At 38.7% G+C, this 25,170-nt stretch carries 21 protein-coding genes; 6 read left to right on the top strand and 15 right to left on the bottom strand.

Annotated features, from left to right (window positions below):
• Nucleotides 1-39: 39 nt before the first annotated feature.
• Together JEP71_RS07120 and sbcD are read right to left on the bottom strand one after the other, a co-directional pair.
• Nucleotides 40-3,741, bottom strand: coding sequence for an AAA family ATPase (locus JEP71_RS07120; protein WP_198625985.1), 3,702 nt, complete (start codon nt 3,739-3,741; stop codon nt 40-42).
• On the bottom strand, nt 3,741-4,970 hold the full coding sequence (gene sbcD, locus JEP71_RS07125) for an exonuclease subunit SbcD (protein WP_196532321.1): 1,230 nt from the start codon (nt 4,968-4,970) through the stop codon (nt 3,741-3,743). The genes JEP71_RS07120 and sbcD overlap by 1 nt, the downstream gene beginning before the upstream one ends.
• A 221-nt stretch (nt 4,971-5,191) precedes the next feature.
• On the opposite strand from sbcD, the gene phoB reads away from it, so the two are divergent.
• From phoB to brnQ, 3 genes are all read left to right on the top strand, one after another.
• On the top strand, nt 5,192-5,881 hold the full coding sequence (gene phoB, locus JEP71_RS07130; RefSeq protein ID WP_075673984.1) for a phosphate regulon transcriptional regulator PhoB: 690 nt from the start codon (nt 5,192-5,194) through the stop codon (nt 5,879-5,881).
• Between the two features lie 23 nt (nt 5,882-5,904).
• Nucleotides 5,905-7,203: a phosphate regulon sensor histidine kinase PhoR gene (gene phoR, locus JEP71_RS07135; protein WP_109371774.1), complete on the top strand. Its 1,299-nt coding sequence runs from the start codon at nt 5,905-5,907 to the stop codon at nt 7,201-7,203.
• Between the two features lie 478 nt (nt 7,204-7,681).
• Complete coding sequence (gene brnQ / locus JEP71_RS07140; RefSeq protein ID WP_198619333.1) at nt 7,682-9,019, top strand: branched-chain amino acid transport system II carrier protein; 1,338 nt, start codon at nt 7,682-7,684, stop codon at nt 9,017-9,019.
• 61 nt (nt 9,020-9,080) lie between these two features.
• Here brnQ and JEP71_RS07145 read toward each other — a convergent pair whose 3' ends face one another.
• From JEP71_RS07145 to JEP71_RS07205, 13 genes are all read right to left on the bottom strand, one after another.
• Nucleotides 9,081-10,367 (bottom strand): type II toxin-antitoxin system HipA family toxin, encoded by a 1,287-nt coding sequence (locus JEP71_RS07145; protein WP_198625987.1) that lies wholly within the window; start codon nt 10,365-10,367, stop codon nt 9,081-9,083.
• Nucleotides 10,357-10,650: a helix-turn-helix domain-containing protein gene (locus tag JEP71_RS07150; RefSeq protein ID WP_198619335.1), complete on the bottom strand. Its 294-nt coding sequence runs from the start codon at nt 10,648-10,650 to the stop codon at nt 10,357-10,359. The genes JEP71_RS07145 and JEP71_RS07150 overlap by 11 nt, the downstream gene beginning before the upstream one ends.
• Before the next feature lie 116 nt (nt 10,651-10,766).
• Complete coding sequence (ydhT, locus tag JEP71_RS07155) at nt 10,767-11,732, bottom strand: protein YdhT (protein WP_198625988.1); 966 nt, start codon at nt 11,730-11,732, stop codon at nt 10,767-10,769.
• Nucleotides 11,733-11,757: 25 nt separating this feature from the next.
• Nucleotides 11,758-12,555 (bottom strand): thiosulfate reductase cytochrome B subunit, encoded by a 798-nt coding sequence (gene phsC / locus JEP71_RS07160; protein WP_109371768.1) that lies wholly within the window; start codon nt 12,553-12,555, stop codon nt 11,758-11,760.
• Nucleotides 12,552-13,223 (bottom strand): 4Fe-4S dicluster domain-containing protein, encoded by a 672-nt coding sequence (locus tag JEP71_RS07165; protein ID WP_109371766.1) that lies wholly within the window; start codon nt 13,221-13,223, stop codon nt 12,552-12,554. The genes phsC and JEP71_RS07165 overlap by 4 nt, the downstream gene beginning before the upstream one ends.
• A gap of 66 nt (nt 13,224-13,289) precedes the next feature.
• The gene (locus JEP71_RS07170) at nt 13,290-14,003 is read right to left on the bottom strand and encodes a YdhW family putative oxidoreductase system protein (protein ID WP_232797550.1); all 714 of its coding nucleotides are present in this window, start codon (nt 14,001-14,003) and stop codon (nt 13,290-13,292) included.
• A gap of 22 nt (nt 14,004-14,025) precedes the next feature.
• Nucleotides 14,026-16,128, bottom strand: a complete 2,103-nt coding sequence (locus JEP71_RS07175; RefSeq protein WP_198625991.1) for an aldehyde ferredoxin oxidoreductase — start codon at nt 16,126-16,128, stop codon at nt 14,026-14,028.
• 52 nt (nt 16,129-16,180) lie between these two features.
• Nucleotides 16,181-16,810 carry a ferredoxin-like protein gene (locus JEP71_RS07180; RefSeq protein WP_006535141.1) on the bottom strand — a complete coding sequence of 210 codons (630 nt, stop codon included), beginning with the start codon at nt 16,808-16,810 and terminating at the stop codon, nt 16,181-16,183.
• Between the two features lie 631 nt (nt 16,811-17,441).
• Nucleotides 17,442-17,762, bottom strand: a complete 321-nt coding sequence (locus tag JEP71_RS07185) for a HipA N-terminal domain-containing protein (protein WP_198619339.1) — start codon at nt 17,760-17,762, stop codon at nt 17,442-17,444.
• 3 nt (nt 17,763-17,765) lie between these two features.
• Entirely contained in the window at nt 17,766-18,017 is a 252-nt protein-coding gene (locus JEP71_RS07190) for a helix-turn-helix domain-containing protein (protein WP_198625993.1), read from the bottom strand.
• 298 nt (nt 18,018-18,315) lie between these two features.
• On the bottom strand, nt 18,316-20,076 hold the full coding sequence (ggt, locus tag JEP71_RS07195; protein ID WP_198625995.1) for a gamma-glutamyltransferase: 1,761 nt from the start codon (nt 20,074-20,076) through the stop codon (nt 18,316-18,318).
• Nucleotides 20,077-20,434: 358 nt separating this feature from the next.
• A complete protein-coding gene (locus tag JEP71_RS07200; RefSeq protein WP_072069413.1) occupies nt 20,435-21,037 on the bottom strand; it encodes a peroxiredoxin C in 603 nt (200 codons plus the stop codon).
• 600 nt (nt 21,038-21,637) lie between these two features.
• Entirely contained in the window at nt 21,638-22,225 is a 588-nt protein-coding gene (locus tag JEP71_RS07205) for an acyl carrier protein phosphodiesterase (protein WP_109372071.1), read from the bottom strand.
• Between the two features lie 107 nt (nt 22,226-22,332).
• Between JEP71_RS07205 and queA the strand changes: the two genes are divergently transcribed.
• From queA to yajC, 3 genes are all read left to right on the top strand, one after another.
• Nucleotides 22,333-23,406, top strand: coding sequence for a tRNA preQ1(34) S-adenosylmethionine ribosyltransferase-isomerase QueA (queA, locus tag JEP71_RS07210; RefSeq protein ID WP_099074190.1), 1,074 nt, complete (start codon nt 22,333-22,335; stop codon nt 23,404-23,406).
• A 183-nt stretch (nt 23,407-23,589) separates the two neighbouring features.
• Nucleotides 23,590-24,732 carry a tRNA guanosine(34) transglycosylase Tgt gene (tgt, locus tag JEP71_RS07215; RefSeq protein WP_036911729.1) on the top strand — a complete coding sequence of 381 codons (1,143 nt, stop codon included), beginning with the start codon at nt 23,590-23,592 and terminating at the stop codon, nt 24,730-24,732.
• Nucleotides 24,733-24,817: 85 nt separating this feature from the next.
• Complete coding sequence (gene yajC / locus JEP71_RS07220) at nt 24,818-25,153, top strand: preprotein translocase subunit YajC (protein WP_006535133.1); 336 nt, start codon at nt 24,818-24,820, stop codon at nt 25,151-25,153.
• The last annotated feature ends 17 nt before the right edge of the window (nt 25,154-25,170 follow it).

Here is a 25,170-nt window from a genome sequence, read left to right on the forward strand (position 1 = left end):
AAAATATTCGACCTAGTTTTTAACGACTTGATTTAGATTCTATTTATCTACATATCTAAACTCAGGAGCAAGCTGGCTAATACCTAATCCTCCCGCTTTCTTCACTTTAATTTGCACTGGAATACGCTCTTTCATGGCTTCTACGTGACTAATTACGCCAATAATTTTTCCAGATGCGTTAAGGCTATCAAGAGCGTCTAATGCAATATCTAAGGTATCAGGATCTAATGTGCCAAAGCCTTCATCTAGAAATAGTGATTCGATTTGAGTTTTGTTACTGACCAAATCTGAAAGCGCTAAGGCGAGCGATAAGCTGACTAAAAAACTTTCGCCACCAGAGAGCGTGCGAGTATCCCGTAGCGCATCAGCTTGCCATGTATCGGCAATTTGTAATTCAAGGCTTGCCGGTGTTTTACGTTGCAAGAAATAACGACCATGAAGCTTTTCTAAACGACGATTAGCCAAATAAATTAGATGATCAAGCGTTAAGCCTTGAGCAAAACGGCTGAACTTATCTCCTGATGCAGATCCCACCAATTCGTTTAAGTAACTCCAATCATCAAAGTGAGATTGCTGTTTCGTTATTTTGTCGAGTAAGGCTTGTTGTTCTTTGCGTTTTTCTTCATCAGTACGCAGCTGCTCTTGAATGCGAAATTTGGTTTCTTGTATATGAGCCAGCTGTGTTTCTAGTGCTAATAAATGTGTAGTGATTTGTTCAATATTTTGCTCAGTCGATAACAACGGTTGTTGTAACAAGTGCTGCTGATATGCCTTTTCTTGAGTGTCTAAGCGAGTTTTTTCTTGCAATAATCTATCAAGTCGTTGTTTTTGCTGTTCTTGTAAACAGTTTCTTTCTTCGACTGATAACAGAGAGGCTAAAAATGCATTTTCATCAGCAAACGGACTGTTTTTTAACGCATGTTGATATTGTTCAATAATGTTTTGTGAACGCGTTTGTAACCGTTGTAGTGATTTTTCATTTTCCTGATATTGACCAATAAGCTGATTTAAACGGATTTCGAGTCGGTTTTTTTCTTCGCTATATTGCTCAATTTGTTTTTGTAACAATTGACTCTGTTTATCTAATTCATTACGCGCATCTTCGGTGGTTTGTGTCCCGAATAACGCTTGGCGTTGTGCTTTGAGCTGTTCTTGTTGCTGATGTAGTTGTTGTAAATGGATTAAAACAGCATCAAGTTCTTTTTGAATTTCAGATAAATAGCGTTTTCTTTCTTGCAGTGTTGATAACAATTCGCGGATTGTTTGTTGTAATTCGTGATGTGTTTTTAAGGTTGATTGATATTGTTGGCTCTCTTTTTTACGCGCAATAAGCCATTGAATTTTATCTTCACATTCCTGTAATTCATAACCTTGCTGTTTGACAAGAGATTGAAGCTCCTGAGTTAACTGGGTTTGTTGTTGAAGATATTGCGTTGTTTGTTGTTGTTTATTGATGACTTCTTTTTGTTGTTGCGCAAATTCATTTTGCTGATGAAGGATCGCTTGCTGTTGTTGATTAAATTGCTCTTTGGTATCAGATAGCAGTTTGTATTCTTGCTGAATTTTGGTTTCTAACGCTTTATATCTGGATTGTTTTTGTGTGAGTAAATTATCTTTTTTCTCAAGCTCTGCATCCAATTTAGCCAAAGCATCTTCTTCGCAATCAACATCAGGTATTGTGTGCGTTTGTGCTAAGGTTCGCCATTGTTGTTTTAATGTCGCTATATCTTGGGTGAGTTGCTCAAGATCTTCATTAAGCTTTTCGTTTTGAGCTTGATAGCCAGCACACTGTGTTTTTTGTTCCACTAACTCTATAGTTAATGCATGTACTTGCTTTGTTAAGGTATCTAACCGTAATTTTGTTTCATCAGTTTGAATTTCTTTATATTTTTCAACATAAGGATGCTCGGTCGAACCACAAACAGGACATGGGGTATCTTTAACTAAACGTTGTCTCTCTTCTTCATATTCTGCTAACTTTCGTATTAGCAGATAATTATCGTTTAAGTCTTTAAGATGTTGTTCTTTCTCTTTTAAAGCAATGTCATTTTTATGGATGCTTTCAGTCAGCATTGCTATTTTTTGCTGATTTTCTGAATAGCTTTTTTGGTATTGATATTCAGTTTTGATATTGCGTTGTAATTGGGTTTGTAATCCCATTAGTTTAGCGAGTGCATTTCGTTGTTGTGAAATTTGTTGCAAACGATAAGGGATATCCGCAATAGCATCAGCTTTATTTTGTTGCTCAAGTTGTGTTTGTAATTCGCTTAATTGTTGTTGCTGTAAGTTAAGATTGTACTGTTGCACTTCTAGCGCTTTGGTCGCTTTTTCTAATTTGAGTTTAAGTAAGCATTCTTTTTCTTGTTCTGCTTTTTCACTTTTCTGGCTAATTAGATATTTCTCTGTAATTTCATCATATTGCTCAAAATAACGTTGCCATAACGGTAAATTTTCAGCCAGTTGAGCATGAGCTATATGCTGATTTAAATATTCGTCTAATTCATTAAATTGTTTTTGTGAGCCAGCTAATTTGGCTTCTGTTAACTGTATTTTTTCCAGATATTCTGATTGCGTTTTTTCTAGCGTATTTTTTTGCTGTGTTTTTACTGAAATATCTTGTTGTAGCAAGATTAACTGATTATCTAATGGTGCTACTTTTTCACGTATAAGCTGCAATATTTGCTGTTTTTTTTCATCGTGCTGTTTAAATGTGTTACGAGCCTCGATTAAATGCTGATTAATAGGTTGGCTCTGTTGTTCAATAAGCTGTTTTTCTGCTGTTAGTGTTGAGAGTTGTGACTCAATATAGGTTTGTTCTTTTAATAGACGATCCTTTTCATCATAAATTGGGCGGATTTTTTCTGCTGGTTCGCTATTTTCAAGACGTTGAATATCGGGTTTGGCAGCAATTAACGCTTCTTGTGCTAAGTTAACTTCGGTTTGTGCTAATACTTTGTTTTTATTAAGTTCAGTTTCTTTTTCTTGCCACTGTTTTGCTGCTTGATATTCCTGCTGTTCTTTTTGTAATCGGCTCTCTTTGGCAAAAAGATCGGTTTGTTCAGTTAATAATGCTTGGCGAGCATTTTCATCTAATAACGCCATCATTTCGGCTTGCTGTTTTAGTGTTTTTAATGCTTGTTCTTCTTCACGCCAATGTTTAAAGATAGATTGGGAGATATGGCGATAAATATCTGTGCCAGTGAGTTCTTCAAGTAATTCAGCACGAGATTTATCATCTGCATTTAAAAAAGCCGCAAATTGTCCTTGAGAAAGCAACATAGATTTAGTGAAACGATCAAAATCAAGGCCCGTAATATTAATGATCATCTCTTTCACTTGGCTTATTTTGCTTGCTAATATTTTGTCTTCGCCTCCTGTTGTATTTATTTTAACAAGTTCAGCCTGTGGCGCTTGAAGATTGCCATCTTCTTTATAATTAGCTCGGCGTTGTTCCCAAAATGCTCGATAAGCCACACCTTTGACTTCAAATTCGACTTCGGTCAAACACTCTGCGGTATGACGTGTCATTAATTCATTTTGTGATTGCGTGACTTTATCTAATCGTGGAGTTCTATGATAAAGCGCCAAACTAATCGCATCTAACAGCGTGGTTTTTCCTGCACCCGTGGGGCCTGTAATGGCAAATAATCCATTGCTGATAAAAGGCTCTTGGTTAAAGTTAATCTTCCACTCGCCTTTTAAGGAGTTAATATTTTTAAATCGCAGACTTAAGATTTTCATTATGCTTCGTTATCCTCTTTCTCTGCCATTTCAACTGCTTGTTTAAATAATGTTGTTAAACGAGTTTTAGTTTCTTCTGAATCAAACTCATGCTGTTCTAAACGTCTTTCAAAAACATCATAAACGGTTAATTCGGTCAGTGTTTCGTTCTCATTTTGAGTGAACGCTTGGCGTTGTTTTCTCGCTCTTCTTAATAAGATCACATCAAAAAGCGGATCGTTAGTTAGCTCTTGAATACGGGTTTGTATATCACTGAGATAATCTTGTGTTGAAACTTCGATATCCAACCAAATAGTGGTATCTATTTCACCGTATTGTTTTTTTAAATCCTCAAGTTGTATCGCTATCTCTTTTAATGAACCACTGATAGTGCGTAGTAACTGAAATTCAGGAATAGGTAATAGTGTGAGGTTAGTTAATTTTTCTTGCTCAAAGTCGATAAGACAGACACTTTTCTGTTGTCCGCATTCATCAAAACTTAACGGAATAGGAGAGCCACTATAACGAATATGACCTGATTTATTCACCACTTGAGGGCGATGAATATGACCAAGAGCAATATAGTCAAATTCAGGAAATAGGGTTGCTGAAAAGGCTTCTAAGGTGCCGATATAAATTTCACGGACGGAATCGGTCACACTCGCTCCAATTGTGGTGAGGTGACCCGTTGCAATAATGGGAATATCGACATTTAATTGCTGACGTAATTCGAGAGCTGCTTGATATTGAGCTTGATAATATTCAGCAATCGCTTCTTTTAAGGCTGTTTGTTTTTCAGCACCTGATTGCCCACTTTTACTGCTGATCATGTCTCTAGGGCGTAGATAAGGGATTGCACAAAGTAATGCTCCTGGAGTGTTATCTTTTTGAGGAAGAATTAACGGAGCTTGTGGTGTTTCAGCATGAACATTGGCAATAACGGTCGTATTTAAACACGCCAACAGTGATTTTGATTCATTTAGTGTTGCCACCGAATCGTGATTACCACCTAGAATAACGAGCTGACATTGTGTATCTCTAATAGCAACAACAAAACGGTTATAAAGCTCTCGGGCGTAGCTTGGAGGGGAGCCAGTATCAAAAATATCACCCGCAACAATTAGAGCATCGACTTGGTAATGTTTAATTTGTGCTAATAACCAATCAAGAAACTGTTGGTGTTCTTTAGCTCGAGTCTTAGTAAAAAAATATTGCCCTAAATGCCAGTCTGATGTGTGAATAATCCGCATTGCTATCCCTCTTTTTTATCTGGTGAAGAGTATAGCGCACCTTGCTTTTTTAGTGAAAACTCAACAATAACTCCCTTTTTTGAGTGATATTTCACCAAAAAATGATTTATTTACCTTAACAACGGGGATCTATTTCAGTAATGTTAAGGCTAGTCATAAATCTGTCATAAAAGTGCATCATAATCATTTTGACCCTCTATATACATTACACAGGATAGAGTATGGCAAGGCGTATTCTTGTTGTTGAAGATGAGACCGCAATTCGAGAGATGATCTGTTTTGTTTTGGAACAAAATGGTTTTCAACCTATTGAAGCAGAAGACTATGATTCTGCATTGAGTTTTCTTATCGACCCTTACCCTGATCTGGTTTTATTAGATTGGATGATCCCTGGTGGATCAGGCTTGCAGGTAATAAAACAGATGAAGCGGGAAAGTAATACCCGTGATATTCCCATTATTATGCTAACGGCAAAAGGGGAAGAAGAAGATAAAGTCCAAGGCCTAGAGACGGGTGCTGATGATTATGTTATCAAACCGTTTTCACCTAAAGAGCTTGTTGCCCGAGTGAAGGCGATTTTACGGCGTTTATCGCCGATGTCAGCGGAAGATGTTATTGAATTCAATGGACTCGGTCTTGATCCTGTTTCTCATCGAGTGACAAGTCAAGATAAGCCGATTGATATGGGCCCCACCGAATTTAAACTCCTACACTTTTTTATGACACATCCTGAACGCGTATATAGCAGAGAACAGCTGCTAAACTACGTTTGGGGAACCAATGTTTATGTCGAAGACCGTACTGTTGATGTGCATATTCGTCGTTTACGTAAGGCTATTGAAGAAGATGGCCATGACAGAATGATACAGACAGTACGTGGAACGGGATATCGTTTTTCTGCCCGTTTCTAAGTCAATATGGGAGTAATCGTCAGGTGTTAGAACGACTATCGTGGAAAGCCCTCGTTTGGGGGCTATGTCTATTTTGCTTGCCTGCCTTTATATTATCGCTTTTTATTGGGCATCTTCCTTGGTTGCTGGTGGCATCGCTTCTCAGTGCCCTTGTGTGGCATGCCTATAATTTGCTGAAATTATCTAAATGGTTATGGTTAGATCGCTCTGTATTGCCTCCGGAAGGGAGAGGGGGATGGGAGCCTATTTTTTATGGTATTCGACAGACCCAACAACGTAATCGTAAACGACGCAGAGAATTAGGCGACTTAATTAAACGTTTTAGAAGTGGGGCTGAAAGTTTACCCGATGCTGTTGTGATGATGACAAATGAAGGGAATATTTTTTGGTGTAATAGTCTAGCTCAACATCTATTAGGCTTTCGTTGGCCTGATGATAATGGGCAAAATATTTTTAACTTATTACGTTATCCTGATTTTTTGCACTATTTTACCGCAGGTGATTTTAGTCGCCCCTTAACTATTTCACTAAATAATGGCTCTATTGTTGAGTTTCGTGTGATGCCATATAGCGAAGATCAACGCTTGATGGTGGCGCGCGATGTAACAGAAAAAAATAAACTAGAAAACTCACGACGTGATTTTTTTGCTAATGTCAGTCATGAGCTAAGAACACCACTAACCGTTATTCAAGGTTATCTTGAGATGATGGAAGAAAATAGTGTAGCAAAACCCGCAGAGCATAAGGCTATCGTTACGATGCAAGAGCAGGCTAAACGTATGGATACGCTTGTTCAGCAACTCTTACAGCTTTCTCGTATCGAATCCGCTCCTCATATTGATTTAAACAAAATTGTTGATATTCCTGCCATTTTGGCTTTATTACAACAAGAAGCGAACTCACTAAGCCAAGGTCAACATCAGATTGTTTTTGATGTTGATGAAGAGTGGGCTGTTCGTGGTAATGAAGAGCAACTGCGTAGTGCTGTTTCTAATTTAGTGTATAACGCCATTAATCACACTGAAGAGGGCACAACAATCAAAGTGAGTTGGAAGAAAATACCCCAAGGTATGTTATTTAGTGTTTCAGATAATGGGGCGGGGATCAGCGCTGAACACTTAACACGTTTAACAGAGCGTTTTTATCGCGTAGATAAAGCTCGCTCTCGTCATTCTGGCGGTACTGGTTTAGGTTTGGCGATTGTGAAAAAATCGTTGCTTCATCATCACTCTCAATTGAATATTGAAAGTAAAGTAGGTGTTGGGAGTACGTTCTCTTTTATCCTTCCTCAAACATTGCTTACTGCTAAAAAAACACACTAGCAGAATGTCTTTTTTAAAGCCTTTATCACTTCTATTCAATCAGTGATAAAGGTTTTTTTGTCCTTTTTTAATCTTTTTAATATCAATAAAAACTAATATCGTAGCGTTAAATTTTAATATTATTAATTAATGGTAACTTTAAATGACGCTAATATTCAACATTATTGGTGATAAAATGCACAAATCATATCATGCATATTCGATGATATATGACAGTTATAACTAGCTCTGAAAAATAGTTTAGATGATTCTTCTGGTTTTTAGATTGGCTATTGCCTTTTTTCATTATAAAAGTTTTACTTGTGACCAGTTATCGGCAATTTTTTCTATTTAGCACCTAATTGCTCTACATGAAATGATTATATATGGATATTATCCTGAATAATGATGGTATGAGCCTAAATAGATATTGTTGATTTTATGTTGCGCTATATTGGCGTAATTTAACCATTATTGTAACTATATATTAACAAAACTTATGGCACATAGATTAACTTCCAGAGATATTCTGGCATTAGGGTTTATGACATTCGCCCTCTTTGTTGGCGCTGGCAACATTATTTTTCCTCCAATGGTGGGGTTACAATCAGGCGAATTTGTTTGGACAGCAGCAATTGGCTTTTTGATCACAGGGGTAGGTTTACCTGTTTTAACGGTTGTCGCATTAGCAAAAGTCGGTGGTGGTATCGAGGCATTAAGCACACCTATTGGTAAATCAATGGGATTATTATTAGCTATTGTTGCCTATCTTGCTGTTGGACCTCTTTTCGCAACTCCTCGTACTGCAACGGTTTCTTTTAAAGTGGGTATTGCCCCTTTAGTGGGTGATACAGAAATGTCATTGCTGATTTATAGCATTGCCTATTTCTTAATTGTGATTGGTATTTCACTTTATCCCGGTAAGTTATTAGATAGTGTTGGTCATATTCTTGCGCCTATTAAAATTCTGGCATTAGCAGTATTAGGTGTGGCTGCGGTGTTTTGGCCTGCTGGTGGCGTGATCCCTGCCACAGATGCTTATCGTGAAATGGCTTTCACTCAAGGGTTTATCAATGGTTATCTCACCATGGATACCTTGGGGGCGATGGTTTTTGGTATCGTGATTGTTAATGCTGCCCGCTCTCGTGGAATAGATAACTCTTCATTATTAACACGTTACACTATGTGGGCGGGTATTATTGCGGGCGTATTATTAACAGCTATTTACTTAAGCTTGTTTAAATTAGGCTCTAGCAGTGGGAGCATTATTCCAGGGGCGCAAGATGGTGCCGATATTTTACACGCCTATGTTCAGTACACTTTTGGTGACTTCGGTAGCTTCTTCCTTGCTCTACTGATTTTCTTAGCCTGTATGGTGACGGCAGTTGGTTTAACTTGTGCATGTGCTGAATTTTTTAGCCGTTATTTGCCTATCTCTTACCGTACATTAGTGTTGATTTTAGCGATATTCTCAGCGGTTGTTTCAAACTTAGGATTAAGTAAACTGATTGCGTTTTCGATTCCTGTGCTGATTATGATTTATCCACCTTGTATTGTGATTATTTTGATGAGTTTCACTTTACGTCTGTGGAATAATCCAAGCCGTATTATCGCGCCAGCGATGGCTGTTAGCTTATTTTTCGGTATTTTTGATGCAATAAAAGCCTCTGATTATCTGAAACATTTATTACCAGAGTGGGCAACTAAATTGCCATTAAGTGAGCAGGGATTAGCATGGCTCATTCCTGTATTGGTGACAATTGTTGTGTGTGGTATTTACGATAAGGTTGCAGGCTCACCGAGTAAAAAAGTGATCCAGACTGAAGTGACTAAATAAGCGATAAAGTACATTGATTTAAACATAAAAAGGGAAACGAAAGTTTCCCTTTTTGTTGGAATTAAAGTAAGTGCTGGTTCTCTTTTAAACGGTCAGCCAGTGTTTTTTCTATATCTGTTTGTACTAATTTTGATACATCATATTCTTTGGCAAGTGATGAGAATCGAGCAATAACATCAACGGTATGATGAATATACGCTTGTGCTTGTTGCCAACTTTCAAAACCAGCTATTTCAGCAAGCTGCTTTATTGTATTTAATGGTGGCTTTTTACCATACCCGCCAAATGAAGTGATATGCTCATTTCTTGGATTGGGATTATAGGTCACATCATAAAAAGGTGCCGGCTCCCAGTGCCCATCATCATATTGTAGAAATGACCAGTTTTTACTGTGATCATCTTGATTAGAAGCGAATAGATTAAAAATAGCTCGTCTAAACTGGAGTTGTCCGGCTGAAACTGATTTGCATAGTACGCGGTTTACTTTGATTAAATCTTCGTAATCCAAAGAAGGTAGCCTAAAATCAGCATCTAATAATCCGCATGCACTGTGCATGATTAAACGCCCTGATTTACCTGAGCTATTTGTGACACGATCAAAGCGTTTTAGCGCTAACCAAGATTTTCCATCACTGTTTTTAGGAACATCAATAAGTTGCCATTGTGGGGGATTGAGCTCTAGCTCTTTTGCTAGGATGAGATAGATCGCTTCACATAGCCCTTCATCGTGGCCAAGAGGTAAGTTCTTAGACGTAAATTTGATCAGCCATGATTCATCACCTTCTTCTTCATACGTTTTACATTGATTAAAATCCCCTTGCTTAAAATAAAGCAACGCTTTAGGTCTAGCTCCGCCGGCGCTACCAACAATAGCAAGTTCAGATAAAACAATTTCCGTTTGACCATCAAATACAGCTTGTGCTTCTAAACCTAAATTAATTAAATCAACTTCAAACTGTTCATCTATTTGATAGTCAGAGACTGGTAAATAAGATAATCCTCCCATACCTTTATTACCAACAAAGGCTAACCTATCCATCGTTGTAATTTCATGCGGTTGTATACCATGTTGGCGGAATATTCTATCTTGCAATAAGCGTCCCCATCCATCAGGTAAACTATCTGAGAAAAGCCCTTGCAAATTGCCATGAGGTTTTTTAGGTGCTATTTGTAAATCCGTATTATTCTGTAGATTAAAAGGTGAACTATTACCAAATTGTGTTAGGTAATGCGCATCATATTGAAAAAATACACCACTATGGTTTTGTACCAATGTTCCCATTAAAACAGAGTCACCTGTAGATAACGTCCGTGTCACATTTAGCTTTTGGATTGGCTTAAAACTCATCTTGTAATACCTCTTCAATAGTCCTTGGCATACGTGGTTTATTCACTTTCTTAGGATCAACAACCGCATAAAGATTATTTAAATCATCAAGGCATTGCCAAAGTAACAGTAACTGGCGTAGTGAAATTTTACCTTGTAATTCAAACTTTTTGATAGTTGAAGCAGGAACTGTACTACGCTCGGCAAGTTGTTCGCGTGACCATTTTTCTTTTTCACGCAACTTTCGTAAATGAGAGGCAAAGGCTCGACTAACATCGAGATCAGTAAGTAATGTGAGTTTCATTTGTTAGCCTCAAATAGATACTATAATGTCTAATTATAGCAAAAAATAGCTATTTTGGACATTATAGTATCTATTTGATTTAAGAGTAGAGCAAACAGTTTAGCTTAGATTGCTCATTAATTTTTATCTGTAGAATACTGTTTTTCTGCCACAGGCTGTTGGTTTTCATCTAAATAATAATGAACTCCAGCAACAATATCATCTTCACCTTCATAGAAAATTTTAAAACGAGTACGATTGCCATCATGATAAGCAATAACTGCACTACCGCCTTTTCCTAAGCAGAATTGATGTAGATTACCTGTTGAGATACAAATACTGTCGTCGCCAGATACCGTGACTTTACAATTATCACCAGTATTAATCGCGACAGAGTTTTGTCCGGTTACGTTGATTTGTGCTAAATCACCTGTGTTAGTGACTTTTGCTCGATCTTGCGAGGCAGTAATAAAATTACGCATGCCACTGTTTGCGATATGAACACCATTACCAGAGGCATAAATTTTGACATCATTGCCGCTATTACAAATGCGAGAGCGTCCACCTAAGCTGCCAATACGACATTGATTACCCGTATTACATACTTTTCCTGCAAAACCCGTATTCATCAATTGATTACTATAACCTGTGTTGGCAATGCTGTTTTCATCGCCAGAAAAAGCCACAATATTATTACTCCCACACAAAGCAAGATCGGTACTTAATTGCTGACTTTTTAAGATCAATTGATGCCATTCGGTAGAAAATTGAATATTTTCAGATGTTGGCAAAGTATTGTGATATGGCAGGCGTTGTAATGACACGCCTTGTTGTTCATTGCCGAGCAGGAACAAGATGTTTTCCATGACTTCTTGTTCCTGTTTGGCAAAGGATGCTTCACTAAAATGACGTAAATAAATATATTGAATAAAACTCTCTATCCACTGTGTACGGCGCTGTTTTATTAACTCACTATGGATAGCACTGTAAGTGCCTCCATCAGGAAAATAACGTAAAAACCAACGATAAAGTGAAGTTGAAACATGCAGTTGTCGTAAGTCTTCTTTTGTTAATGTGATATTTTCCTTTGAAGGGACTGACATATAAGCTCCTTAATCCATGTATCAATTAGTGTCTGTGGTAACCGTCAACCATACTGCGAAATGTTTGGAACGGGGTTCTGCCTGTCGTACACAGATACAGGTGACCAAGAATAAAAAAGACACTACATACGGCTAATACTTGGTGTGCGATCAATAGCCATGCTTTAAACATCACTGCATCAGCAGGAATAAATGCTGGATTTTGCAGTAAAACGCCCGTTATCAAAAGGAGTGGGACTAATGCGTACATCACACCTAAATAAGCCATTTGTTGCAGTGGATTAAATTTAACATTCGGTGTTGCTGGGAAGGGGTGATCTTCGCCTTTGATAATGCCGTAGAGGTAAAAACGAACTTGCATTAAGGTGCGTTGTAACCAATTTTTGCCATCAATGCGGTAAAACTTGCCATTACCACCAACAAGGTTAATCAGTACGAAGGATAACCAGCAAACTAATAGTAGATAACCACAGATTTCATGCACGCTAACTAATAATGCCGTATCGTGTGCAGAAAGTAGGGCGAAATGGTTAATGCCACCACTGAGAAGCAACAGAATAAATAAAGAGGCATTACTCCAGTGCCACAAACGCACTGCTTTAGAGTAAAGATAGAGCTTCTCTTCTTTATGAGACTCACCGTGTGGTGTGGCAAAGCGATAACGCAAGAAGCCATGCAGTGCGAGAACAAGCAACATCCCCACTAAGAGCACCCCTGCAACAATTAACCAAAGTGGTAAATAGTCAGGCGTATAGATTAAGACATACTCTTTTAGTGAGGCTTGAAATTGCTCGGCATTTGGCATGATATTAACTGCACTCATACTTTACCCTCCTCTTGAGAATGAGGCCCTACACGACGATAGAGATGTGGTTTTCCTACGCCATCGAGTTGATAGATATAGTAATCATGTGTTTTGAGCCATTCTTGAATTTGAGGGCTGTCTTCTCTACCAAATAACAAGGCATTTTGTGGACAAGCGCTCACACAAATCGGTGGGAAACCTTTTTGTAATCGAGACTCAAGACAAAAATCACATTTATCAGCAACATGTGTCACAGGGTTAAGATAACGGACTTGGTATGGGCATGCTGATATACAATAGCTACAGCCAATACATTTCTCTTTATTAACACGAACAATGCCATTGGTTTCATCACGCCAAGAAGCACCCGTAGGACAAACTGGGATACAAGGGGCGTCTTCACATTGCTGGCAAGAGTGTCTAAAGAAATGGTATTTATCGTTATCTTCTTTGAGGCTTAATGGAATATGAGCAATATCCATTCGAGCCATTCCATTGGGTACTTTATTTAATCGACGACATGCAGTGGCACAGATATTACAGCCATTACAGAGCGTCTCATCGTGGATCATGGCATAGCGGATAGGTTTTTTTTCTGCAGTTGCTGCAAGCGCACTTCCTAGTGGCGCACTGAAAAAAATGACCGATCCCATACCTGCTACAAATTTACGGCGAGAAACACGCATTATTTTTGCTCCTCAGTCTGATGATGTTGTAATACCCACATCGAATTTCGTTGATAAGGCAGAACGTTAAGGATTTTCATGTTGTTCTACCTCAATCCATTCAGTTAAGCCTCGTGCTTTGCCGTAACTCATTAACGTATTGCTAAAGAGATAAGGGGCATCGTTGGACGCTAAAACTTGCTGAATATCCTGAAAATCAGGGTGAGTTTTCATCAGTGTCAGTGCATCTTCAATCTCTGAAGCCGTGTACTGAAAAGGTTCAGACATCAACATGCTTTGTTTCAATGGTCGAGGATAGGTTTCACATTCAAAACGAACCACACCTGCAATTGCTGTACAAATATCCGCATAGCGGTTTAGTAATTGCAGTTGTGCGAAGTTATCTGACATAAATTCATCTGAGTAGAAATAATCCTCGCCATAGAGACTTAAATGGGCGATATCAATAAACTCGTCGCTCTTTAACGCGGTTTCTAACTGCGCAATATCTTCTTCTGTTAGAGAATAGGGCGCATCATACAGCGTTGAAATTGCTAATAGTTCACCTTCTTTTGAACATTGACGTATCGCATTCGCTAGATGTTGTTCGGCAGATAATTCTGCTATCTCTGCAACGGGTTCTTCTACGATATCCGTTGAGGTGTTAGCACTACGTCCAACACCGGTTTCTGATAGTGGCAGTAACCAACGGCGACGAGAAATATCAGGTTGCTCTAAAGCAATATCTGCATCATCAGCGATATCTTGTGGTATAGAAGCCGATGCACTTTGTTCTATCATCATGATCTCCTTCTTTTACCTATTAACTTGGTAATAAACCACGAGACGCTAAATCATCTGCAACATCTTGTAATCCAAGGCGAACTAAAGTTTCTTTTGTTGGGCAACCTAATTTAGGGTCCCAGCCCATTTCTTCATAGAACATGGTGAGAGAAAGCTGCATATCTTCTCTGTCCATTTTGTCTGTACCTTCAGTAAAGACAGGAATATCAGGATCTTTATCAAATACCCATGAACAGATTTGGTCATGCTCATTGCGCATATCCATAGTGTTCATTAATTTAACGGTATAAGCACGGTGTAAGGTGAAGATACGCTCTGAGGCTAAATCCAAATCTTTAGATGTGGTTGGTTCACCTGTGATCGCCGTGAAGAATTTGGCTTCCATTTCAAGATCACCACGATAGTTACGGCTCTTATGAGGGGAAACCGTCATCGGCCATACCCAGTTACATAAAGTGACGGCATCGTGTAAGCAACTACGTAAGAGAGTCCATTTGGTATAAGCAATTTTTGCTTTATTAATTGGTGTGTAGTTTTTGGTTTCATCAAAAGCATCACCAGAGCCAAATAGCTCACCTGCAATCTCTTTTTGCAATTTCAGCGGTAAACCACTACCGATATAGTTGATATGGGTATGTGTCATCGCGTCGCGGTTAAACATACAGTTAACGATAGAACCAACTTGTGCAGAGGCTTCATTGGCGTGGTGAATTGGGAAGCCCATTGGTGACCAAAGTTTATTTTTCTTGTTACCCCAATACTCTTCACCTAAATTCCAACGCTGAGCCATCAGGTAAGATCCATCGGCAAGGTGGCTAAATTCACCTTTACGATGCGCTAAACGGTAATAGAAATCTTTGATAAATTCTGGGTTACCTTCTTCCAGTTTATCCCAAGGAATATCGTTATATTCTTCTTCAGAAAGCACACGTTTAAAGACGCCGTGGGTATAACAATAAGTGAAGTCACGATGGAGTTGACCGTAGTTACACCATAATCCCATATCATCAAAAATATTCAGACCAACAAGATTACCAACAACGTTGCCATCCCCTTTTTTCTCAACATCTTTAGGGCCATTAGGGAAAATGGTGGTGTGAACAAAGTTTGCAACGCAGGTATTACCCCCAGTTTGCGGTACACCAAATTTTTTCGCTTGTGGAACATTAAGCTGCGCCATACAACGAATAGGACAAGAGTGGCAACCTCCCATTTTGACCGTGTATTCTTCAGCTTCAGGACCAAGGTCAAAGGTGGATTTCATGGTTCTAAAACCAACGGTATTGATATCACCAGGAGGAATTTCACCCGTTTCGATAGGTCCGCCTTCAGCCGCACCCCAGAAAAGTCCTTTGCGTGCAGTCCAGCGAGAACCTGGATGAGAATATTCAGCCCATGATTGTGGTGTGCTTGGTACAACGTGGTTATTATTAGAACCAATTAATTGCGTCATCATGTAGTCGTTAAGTTCTTTTAACGCTTTACGATCTGCAACGTTAACGCCTCGGCTACCTTCGACAACAATCGCTTTTAATTTTTTTGCGCCTAACACTGCACCAACACCCGCACCACCACTGTGATTACGGCTATTAATAATGCCAGATAACGGGACTAAGTTTTCACCCGCAGGACCAATTGTGGCAACACAGGCTTCAGGGCTAGTTTGTGCGCACAGCTCTTCTGTGGTTTGACGAACGCCTTTACCCCATAAGAAAGAGGCATCTTCAATAGAAACTTGGTCATCATCAATATGGATCCAAACAGGTTTATCTGATTTACCTTCAATAATCAGAGAGTCATAGCCTGCAAACTTCATCCATGCTGCGAAAAACCCACCCATATGAGCGTCAACAACGAGGTTGCCACGAGTAAAGGTAGAAAGAGAGGTGATATTGACGCGAGAGCTACAAGGTGCGCCAGATCCAGTTAAAGGACCTACTGCAAAAACAACTTTGTTTTCTTCATCAAAAGGTTTAACGCCGGGAGCAACCTCTTCGTACATGATTTTGTAGCCAAAGCCCATACCACCAATCAAGAATTTATACTTGCTTGAGCTTTCACGTGTGATGGCACCGGTAGTTAAATTGATTCTTAGAATATTTCCAGTCCAGCCGTTAGTCATAATATTGCTTCCTAATCTAAATGTGGTTCAGTGATGTGATTGTCTGGATTTATTAAACAGTAATTTCTTTCCATTCAATGATTTGCAGAGCACCTGTTGGGCACGCTGATGCACACTCACCACATAAATTGCATTTGCCGGATTTTTTAGTTTGTGGGTTGACGGTTGCCATCATCCACGGACAAGCTGTTGTACAGGCGGCACAACCAATACAACGACGTGTATCAACGACAATACAGCCGAACTCTTCTTGATAACGGATAGCTTTGACTGGGCAGACCTTCATACATTCAGGATCTTTACATTGGCGGCATGTATCCGTTGTAAAGTTTAAATCGCCATAAAGTCCACCACCGGAGCCAATACCTTTATCACCAAAATAAAAGTGACGATGGATTTTGGTACGTGAGAAGAATGATCCAACGCTTCCATCATTCCATGTTGTACATGCTGTTTCGCAGCGGTGGCATCCTGTGCAACGCGCTCTATTTGTGACTAAAACGCCTTTAGGTGTTGTGGTTAATTGAATTATTCCGCTGTCTATTTCTTCTTGCTTACAACCTAAAAGAGAAAGCAATGCGGGTGCTATCGTGATCCCTGCAAGCCCTTTACCGGATATTCGCAGAAACTCTAGTCTTGATAGCCCAATATCTAATATTGGACGATGATGTGTATCAGACATTAATATTTATCTCCGCTTAACTAATTTTATTAAGAAATAAGTTGTGATGATAAATTCTTTATTTACCCGCTTGCCTTATCGTTATATAAAAAATATAATAACGGTATCGTTAGCAGATAGATTATAGATTTCAACTCTTTTTATGATTAAAAAACACGTTGTAAGAAAATGTTAAATATTTGTATTTACAATGTGTTATATCATTTTTTTACGTATTTTTATTATCCTTTCTGATAGTGTGGTTATTAAAAAATTTATTCTGTGATTACTATCATAGAAATAAAAACAATTCGTGTTATTTAATTTATTTAATTAAATGATTATTATTTTTATCTGTAATTACGAAAGAGAATAACTACTATTTATATATATTCTATTATTGAAACTAAATTAAAGGTGATTTGTTCTTGTATTTTATTTGATATTATTATTTTAATAACAAATTGATATTCGATATTAATTATCGATTAAATTAAATATGAGTTTTGATTATTATTAATAGCTGTAAATATGAATAAATTGTAAAACCATGACTAGATCATTTTTATAATAGAAAAACCTTATCTAATTAAGAGAAGGTTTCTTTTGTGGTAACAACACAACAAAGAGATATTGATAAAGCTAAAAATCACTAAAGCGTTTGGTTTAAAGCCCCACATTCACGACCCACGGCGGCGAGCAAATCAAAAGGATGGTCAGTCTTTACTTGAAAGCGAGCCTGTATTCTGTCAATAATCGCCTCGGAATCAGGCAGGAGGTTACTAAAAAAGTTGTAAACTGCACTTCCGGTGATACGTCCGTGTTGCAAAGGCAGTGATAATGAAATTGCTCGTGAACCAGGCTCTTCTAACCATCCCTCTGCGTACTGGAATGACATTCCACCATCAGTATTTTTGTACAGAGTACCAACCAAATCCCCATTCATTGCAACAGACAATACCTGAGTTCTCATTACTTACCACTCCTTACTCCAAGCTTTACCCACATTCAGGGTTGAACCTCGCTTCACGACATGAAGCTCCAGATCCAAAGACGCGAGAATTTTGAATAACGTTTCGAGTTTTGTTGATTCGGGTTTGTTCTCAAAATCAGAGACGGTGGTTTGCTTGATACCGACTTGTTTTGCGGTTTGTGCTTGGGTAAGTTTACTTTGCTTGCGTTTATCACGCATTGCAGCAGACAGCATCGCTGGTGTTGTCACCTTCATTTTGACCTCCGATGATATATCCCCTATAGGAGATAAAATCAATATATCCCTTATAAGGGATAAAATCAATATATCCCTTGTAAGGGATAAAATGAGTCTCTAAAGCGGATAAAGCGGTTTTAACCTATTCAGGGGCGTTATGATGAAGGTTTTAGAGATGTTTCGACTGCTATGCATTGATTCGCAAAGGTGATTTTCAAATATCGATTGTATTTGGGTATGAAAACCCCCAGTAATTGGTTGTCCAACTGCTGGGGAGACTTCATTTTTATTTTTTTGAAATTAGTGAATTTAGATATTAGTAACCCACAGCTTTACCAGCAGGGCGGCGCACATCATTTGATCCATAAATATAACCTTCACGCACTGCTCCAGAAACAGCAGAATCATTGCCTGATGAAGTTGGGATCACGCCTTCTTCTCCGGGGAGTCCAACCATAATCAATTCAGCAGCTCCCCATGGGGTTTGTTCTACCATTTTATATCCCATGGTAGAAAGTTTTTCTAACGTGTCTTTTGATAACCCTCGTTGTTCATAATAAACCTCATCAGGTAGCCATTGATGATGAATACGAGGGCTATTAACGGCTTCTTGCGGTGGCATACCAAACTCAATGATATTAAGTGCTGTTTGTAAGGTGATTGAGATAATTCGTGAGCCTCCCGGTGATCCTAATATTAAGAAGGGTTTGTCTTCTTTCGTTACAATGGTTGGGCTCATTGATGATAATGGGCGTTTTAATGGGGCAATGCTATTACGTTCACCTTGTACTAAGCCATAGAGATTTTTCTCGCCAACTTTGGTTGTAAAATCATCCATTTCATTATTGAGGAAAAAACCTGTTCCAGGCGCAATAACAACGGCACCGAAACGACCATTTATAGTATAAGTGGTTGAAACTGCGTTACCATTTTTATCTATAACTGAGTAGTGTGTTGTTTCAGGGCTTTCATGAGGTGCAATACCAGGTTGTACATTTTCTGATGGAGTAGCTTTATTGGGTTTTATTTGTTGGCGAATTTCAGTGGCATAAGTTTTACTGAGTAACTTTTCTGTTGGATTATTAATAAATTGAGGATCGCCAAGAAAAGTGTTTCTGTCCATATAAGCATGACGCATTGCTTCCGTTAGTGTATGAACATATTCAGCTGAATTAAAGCCCATCGATTTAAGATCATAGCCTTCCAAAATATTCAATGTTTGGCAGATAGTGACTCCGCCTGAGCTGGGTGGTGGTGCAGAAATAAATTCATAACCCCGATAAGTACAGGTGATAGGTTTGGTCTCGGTGATAGTGAAGTTTGCGAAATCATCTTTAGTTAGCATTCCCTTATGCTGTTTTGAGGCTTCTTCTACTTTTTTAGGAATTTCACCTTGATAAAAAGCCTCTGCACCTTGCTCTGCAATAAGCTCAAGCGTATTGGCTAAGTCAGTCTGAATTAAGCGATCACCAGGTTGCCATGGTGTTCTATCTGGTTTTAAGAAAATTTTTGCCGATTCAGGATCTTGTTTAAAGCGCTCTGTTGTTGTTTCTAATACATCGGTATCAGCACGCGTTAAAATATAGCCTTCTCTTGCAAGTTTAATCGCAGGTGCCATCACTTCTTGGCGTGAAAGGGTGCCGTATTTTTCTAATGCAGCATCAAGCCCTTTTACCGTACCAGGTACACCTGAAGCGAGATAGCCATATAAACTGGCACCTTTAATTAAGTTACCTTCTTTATCTAAATACATATTTTTAGACGCTGTGGCAGGCGCGGTTTCCCTGAAATTAATAAAGGTATTTGTGCCATCAGCAAGGTGTATTGTCATAAAACCACCGCCACCAATATTACCGCAGCAGGCATTTACGACAGCTTGCGCATAACCAACTGCAACGGCGGCATCAATCGCATTCCCCCCTTTTTGTAAAATATCATTCCCGACTTGTGATGCTAAATGTTGAGAAGAGACAACCATACCATGTTGTGCTTCAACCGCGGGTTCATAGGCAGCATAAAGTGAATGTGAAAAAAGGGCGGTGAGTAACAGCAGGTGAGTCTTTTTTATAGTAATCATTATTATCTCCATTTATAACAGGGAGTTATATTTAATAAATACAAATATAGAGTTTTACGCTGTTATTAATACGAATTAACAATTGCGTAACAATAAGTATAGAGAGAGGTTATTGGTGATGAGAATTTTTTTTGATGTGATGATCACAAAACTATCTTTAAGCAGGTAAACAATAAGCTTGAGTATAACTAATTGCAGTAATAAATAGAGTTGATAAGAAATAAATAGAGTTGATAAGAAATAAATAGAGTTGATAAGAAATAAATAGAGTTGATAAGAAATAAATAGATAAGTGCTGAATAAATAAAAAAAAGCCTGTTTTCACAGGCTTTTAGAAAAATAGTAGCTTACTGGAATATTACAGTTTGCCAGAGTTTGCTTTCAGGTATTTAGCAACGCCGTCTGGAGATGCGCCCATACCTTCTTGACCTTTTTCCCACTGTGCAGGGCAAACTTCGCCGTGTTCTTCGTGGAATTGCAGTGCGTCAACCATACGGATCATTTCATCGATATTACGACCAAGTGGTAGATCGTTAACGACTTGGTGACGAACAACACCTTCTTTGTCAATCAGGAATGAACCGCGCAGAGCAACGCCTGCTTCTGGGTGTTCGATGCCGTAAGCTTTGATGATGTCATGTTTGATATCAGCAACCATTGGGTATTTAACTTCACCAATACCGCCATCATCAATTGGGGTTTTACGCCATGCGTTATGAACGAATTCAGAGTCCATAGAAACACCGATGATTTCAACGCCACGTTTTTTGAATTCTTCAAAACGGTGATCAAATGCAATCAGCTCTGAAGGGCAAACAAAAGTGAAATCCATTGGCCAGAAGAAAATAACGGCAGGTTTGCCTTTGATAAATGAATGCAGGTTGAAATCATTAACGATTTCGCCATTACCTAAAACGGCAGCAGCTGTGAAATCAGGGGCTTTGCGAGTAACCAGAACCATAATGTACTCCTGTAGATTGAAAGAGTTTGTACTCGTCATATTTCAAGTTGTAGCGTTGTTGACTGCGTTCATTCGCACTAGTCACATACTATTGTATGCTCTTAGCGACTCATTCACTTGTCGCCTAGCTACACCTCGAACTATTTAGAGTAAATTCAGGATGTGTACCCTGTTTTTATTCGTCATATTTCAAGTTGTAGCGTTGTTGACTGCGTTCATTCGCACTAGTCACATACTATGTATGCTCTTAGCGACTCATTCACTTGTCGCCTAGCTACACCTCGAACTATTTAGAGTAAATTCAAGGGGTATACCCTGTTTTTAAATGATGCATACAGCATAAATAATCAATCGCTATTGATAAAGTTAAACAGAACAATCTATTTGATAGATTATAACTATCAACTTAATACAATAAAGTAGGATTATTTATGACTCCTTGTATAACGATTCATTCTAATCAACTTTGGAAATGAATACTATGCTTGTTAACAAATCGTTACGAATAACATGATAAATTGACTTAGCATCTCTTTGATATATCAAATGTAATTCTACAATATGACAAAAAGATGAAACTCAATATGGTAGTTAAATGTATCAGTCATCAAGTTGGTGATGTTGTGCTCTTTCTAGCAATTGTGGATAAAACTGCCAAAAAATTTCACTTAGTTCGTCATAGTGGGTTTCAAGAACAATATAAGAGCCAGCTAGTGCACTTAATCGTGGTCTTCTTCTTGCCATTCCTTTCAATGTTTGAGCAATATATGCCTTGTCAGCATAACGAATTAACCAAGATTGTGACCATAGATACTCATTAAGCTCTTGGAATTTTTCTGGTGTTTGCCATAAATCAGGTTCAATAATATTTCGGGTCTTGGTAACAAATTCAATCAACGGTAAATCTGGTTCAAATTTCAACCAATTTAAAGAAAGAAAATGATCCCAAAAAACATCTAAGGTAATTGGTGAAACTCGGCGATATTCATCAGGAAATAAAAGGCGAGCTTGCTTGACTAATGGGTGAGTGTCTGTAAGCACATCAATGCGTCTATGCATGCGAATGCCCTCAATAACAGCTTGGCTGTAATCAGAGCTAGGTGCGCCTTTAACGTAATCTGCCATCATATTGCCTAATAGAGAGCTTTTTGCCCTAAAGGCCAGATGTAAGTGAGCAAGATAATTCATCACATCATCATAGCGCTTTTTGAATAAAAAAGGGCTTCTTTCTTGCACTGATAAGCTGGCAGCACTAGACTAGTCCGCCTGTTTTTTATGAAAGTAGTCGTTTAATTATGCGTGTATCAGACTTTACATTTGAATTGCCAGAAGCCTTGATTGCTCACTATCCACAACCTCAACGCAGTGGTTGTCGTTTGCTCTCTTTAGAAGGTGAGACTGGTGCTTTATCACACGGTATTTTTACCGATGTGTTAGATAAAATAAATGCCGGTGATCTACTGGTTTTTAATAATACGCGGGTGATCCCTGCGCGTATTTATGGGCGTAAAGCGTCAGGTGGTAAAATCGAAGTACTAGTTGAGCGTATGCTTGATGAACATCGCGTCCTTGCTCATGTTAGAGCCTCCAAATCACCGAAAGAAGGTGCTGCGCTTGTGCTAGGTGAAGATGAAAGTGTACAAGCAACTATGGTTGCGCGTCATGATACACTTTTTGAAATTCGCTTCGATGATGAAAGAGATGTTCTAACTATTCTTAATAGCATTGGGCATATGCCTTTACCTCCTTATATTGATCGTCCGGATGAAGAATCCGACAAAGAGCTTTATCAAACGGTTTATAATGAGCGTCCAGGCGCTGTTGCAGCACCTACTGCGGGATTACACTTTGATGAACCATTACTTCAAGCCTTAAAAGAAAAAGGTGTTGAGATGGCGTTTGTCACACTGCATGTAGGGGCGGGAACTTTCCAACCAGTGCGTGTTGATAATATCGAAGAACACACAATGCATTCTGAATACGCAGAAGTACCACAAGAAGTGGTTGATGCTGTATTAGCGTGTAAAGCGCGTGGTAATCGAGTGATCGCTGTGGGGACAACCTCTGTTCGTTCGTTAGAAAGTGCGGCTAAGGCAACAAAAGATGCGTTAATAGCACCTTTCTTCGATGATACCCAAATCTTTATTTATCCGGGTTATCAATATCAAATTATTGATGCATTGATTACGAATTTCCATTTGCCTGAATCGACTTTAATCATGCTGGTTTCTGCTTTTGCTGGGTATAAAAATACCATGAATGCCTATAAAGAAGCGGTTGAGCAAGAGTATCGTTTTTTCAGTTATGGTGATGCGATGTTTATTACTTGTAATCCTTTAGCTATCAATGAAAAAGTAGGACAAGAATAAAGATTTATTATTCTTTTTAACGTTTTTCTTCATTTTATGAATTGTTATTTCAATTTTATTGCTTAATCCCTTTGACTAAGCACGGGTTTTTGTTGAAGTAACATATACAGCCGTCTAACAAATGATTAGAATGTGCTGTTTTTTATTGCGCATTGGACTGTTTTTCTGATGCTTGGAGGATTAGTGAAATACGAATTAGACAAAACCGACGGTAATGCTCGCCGCGGTCGCCTTATTTTTGAACGAGGTGTTGTTGAAACACCTGCATTTATGCCAGTGGGTACTTACGGCACAGTAAAAGGAATGACTCCTGAAGAAGTAAAAGCAACAGGTGCACAAATTCTTTTAGGCAACACTTTCCACCTATGGTTACGCCCGGGTCAAGAAATCATGAAGTTACATGGTGATTTACATGATTTTATGCAATGGCAAGGCCCTATTTTAACGGACTCAGGCGGCTTCCAAGTCTTTAGTTTAGGCGCAATGCGTAAAATTAAAGAAGAGGGTGTGCATTTCCGTAACCCTATTAATGGTGAAAAGATTTTCTTAAGCCCAGAAAAATCAATGGAAATCCAATACGATTTGGGTTCTGACATTGTGATGATTTTTGATGAGTGTACGCCATATCCTTCCGATTGGGATTATGCGAAAAACTCAATGGAGATGTCATTACGTTGGGCTAAACGTAGTCGTGCGCGCTTTGATGAACTTAATAACAAAAATTCATTATTCGGTATTATTCAAGGCGGTGTTTACGAAGATTTACGCGATATCTCCGTAAAAGGACTAGTCGAAATTGGTTTTGACGGTTACGCTGTCGGCGGCCTTGCGGTCGGTGAACCTAAAGAAGATATGCATCGTATTTTAGAGCATGTCTGCCCTCAAATTCCTGCGAATAAACCGCGTTATTTAATGGGTGTCGGTAAACCAGAAGATTTAGTTGAAGGTGTTCGTCGTGGTATTGATATGTTTGACTGTGTTATGCCAACACGAAATGCACGAAATGGTCATCTGTTTGTAACTGATGGTGTGATTAAAATTCGTAATGCGAAACATCGCTCTGACACATCAACGCTTGATGAACATTGTGACTGCTATACCTGTAAAAATTATAGCCGTGCTTATTTACATCATCTTGATCGTTGTAACGAAATTTTAGGTGCAAGGCTGAACACTATCCACAACTTGCGTTATTATCAGCGTTTGATGGCTGAAATTCGTCAGTCTATTGAAGACTCGCGTTTTGAAGAGTTTGTACACGAATTCTACGAACGTATTGGAAAACCCGTCCCACCGCTAAATGGCAGTGCGACTAAGTGTGAATAATGTATACGAGAAAGCCCAATTCTGTGTATGATATTGGGCTTATAACTTGAATATCGTCGATATCGACAACAATGAGGAAAAGTGAATGAGTTTTTTCATTTCTGATGCTGTTGCTTCTGCTGGACAAGCAGCACCTGAAGCTAGCTTTATGTCTATTTTACCGATGTTAGTGATCTTTATTCTGATTTTCTATTTTATGATCCTACGTCCACAGCAAAAACGTACTAAAGAACATCGTAAACTGATGGATTCTATTGGTAAAGGTGATGAAGTTTTAACGACTGGTGGTTTAATTGGTCGTGTTGTTAAGGTTTCAGATAACGGCTATATCGTTGTTGCTCTGAATGAAACAACTGAAGTAACTATCAAACGTGACTTTGTTGCCGCTGTATTACCTAAAGGCACAATGAAAGCTATTTAATAACATTTCCCCAAAGG

The organism is Proteus sp. PR00224 (assembly GCF_016238105.1).
In the GTDB taxonomy this organism is placed as follows: domain Bacteria; phylum Pseudomonadota; class Gammaproteobacteria; order Enterobacterales; family Enterobacteriaceae; genus Proteus.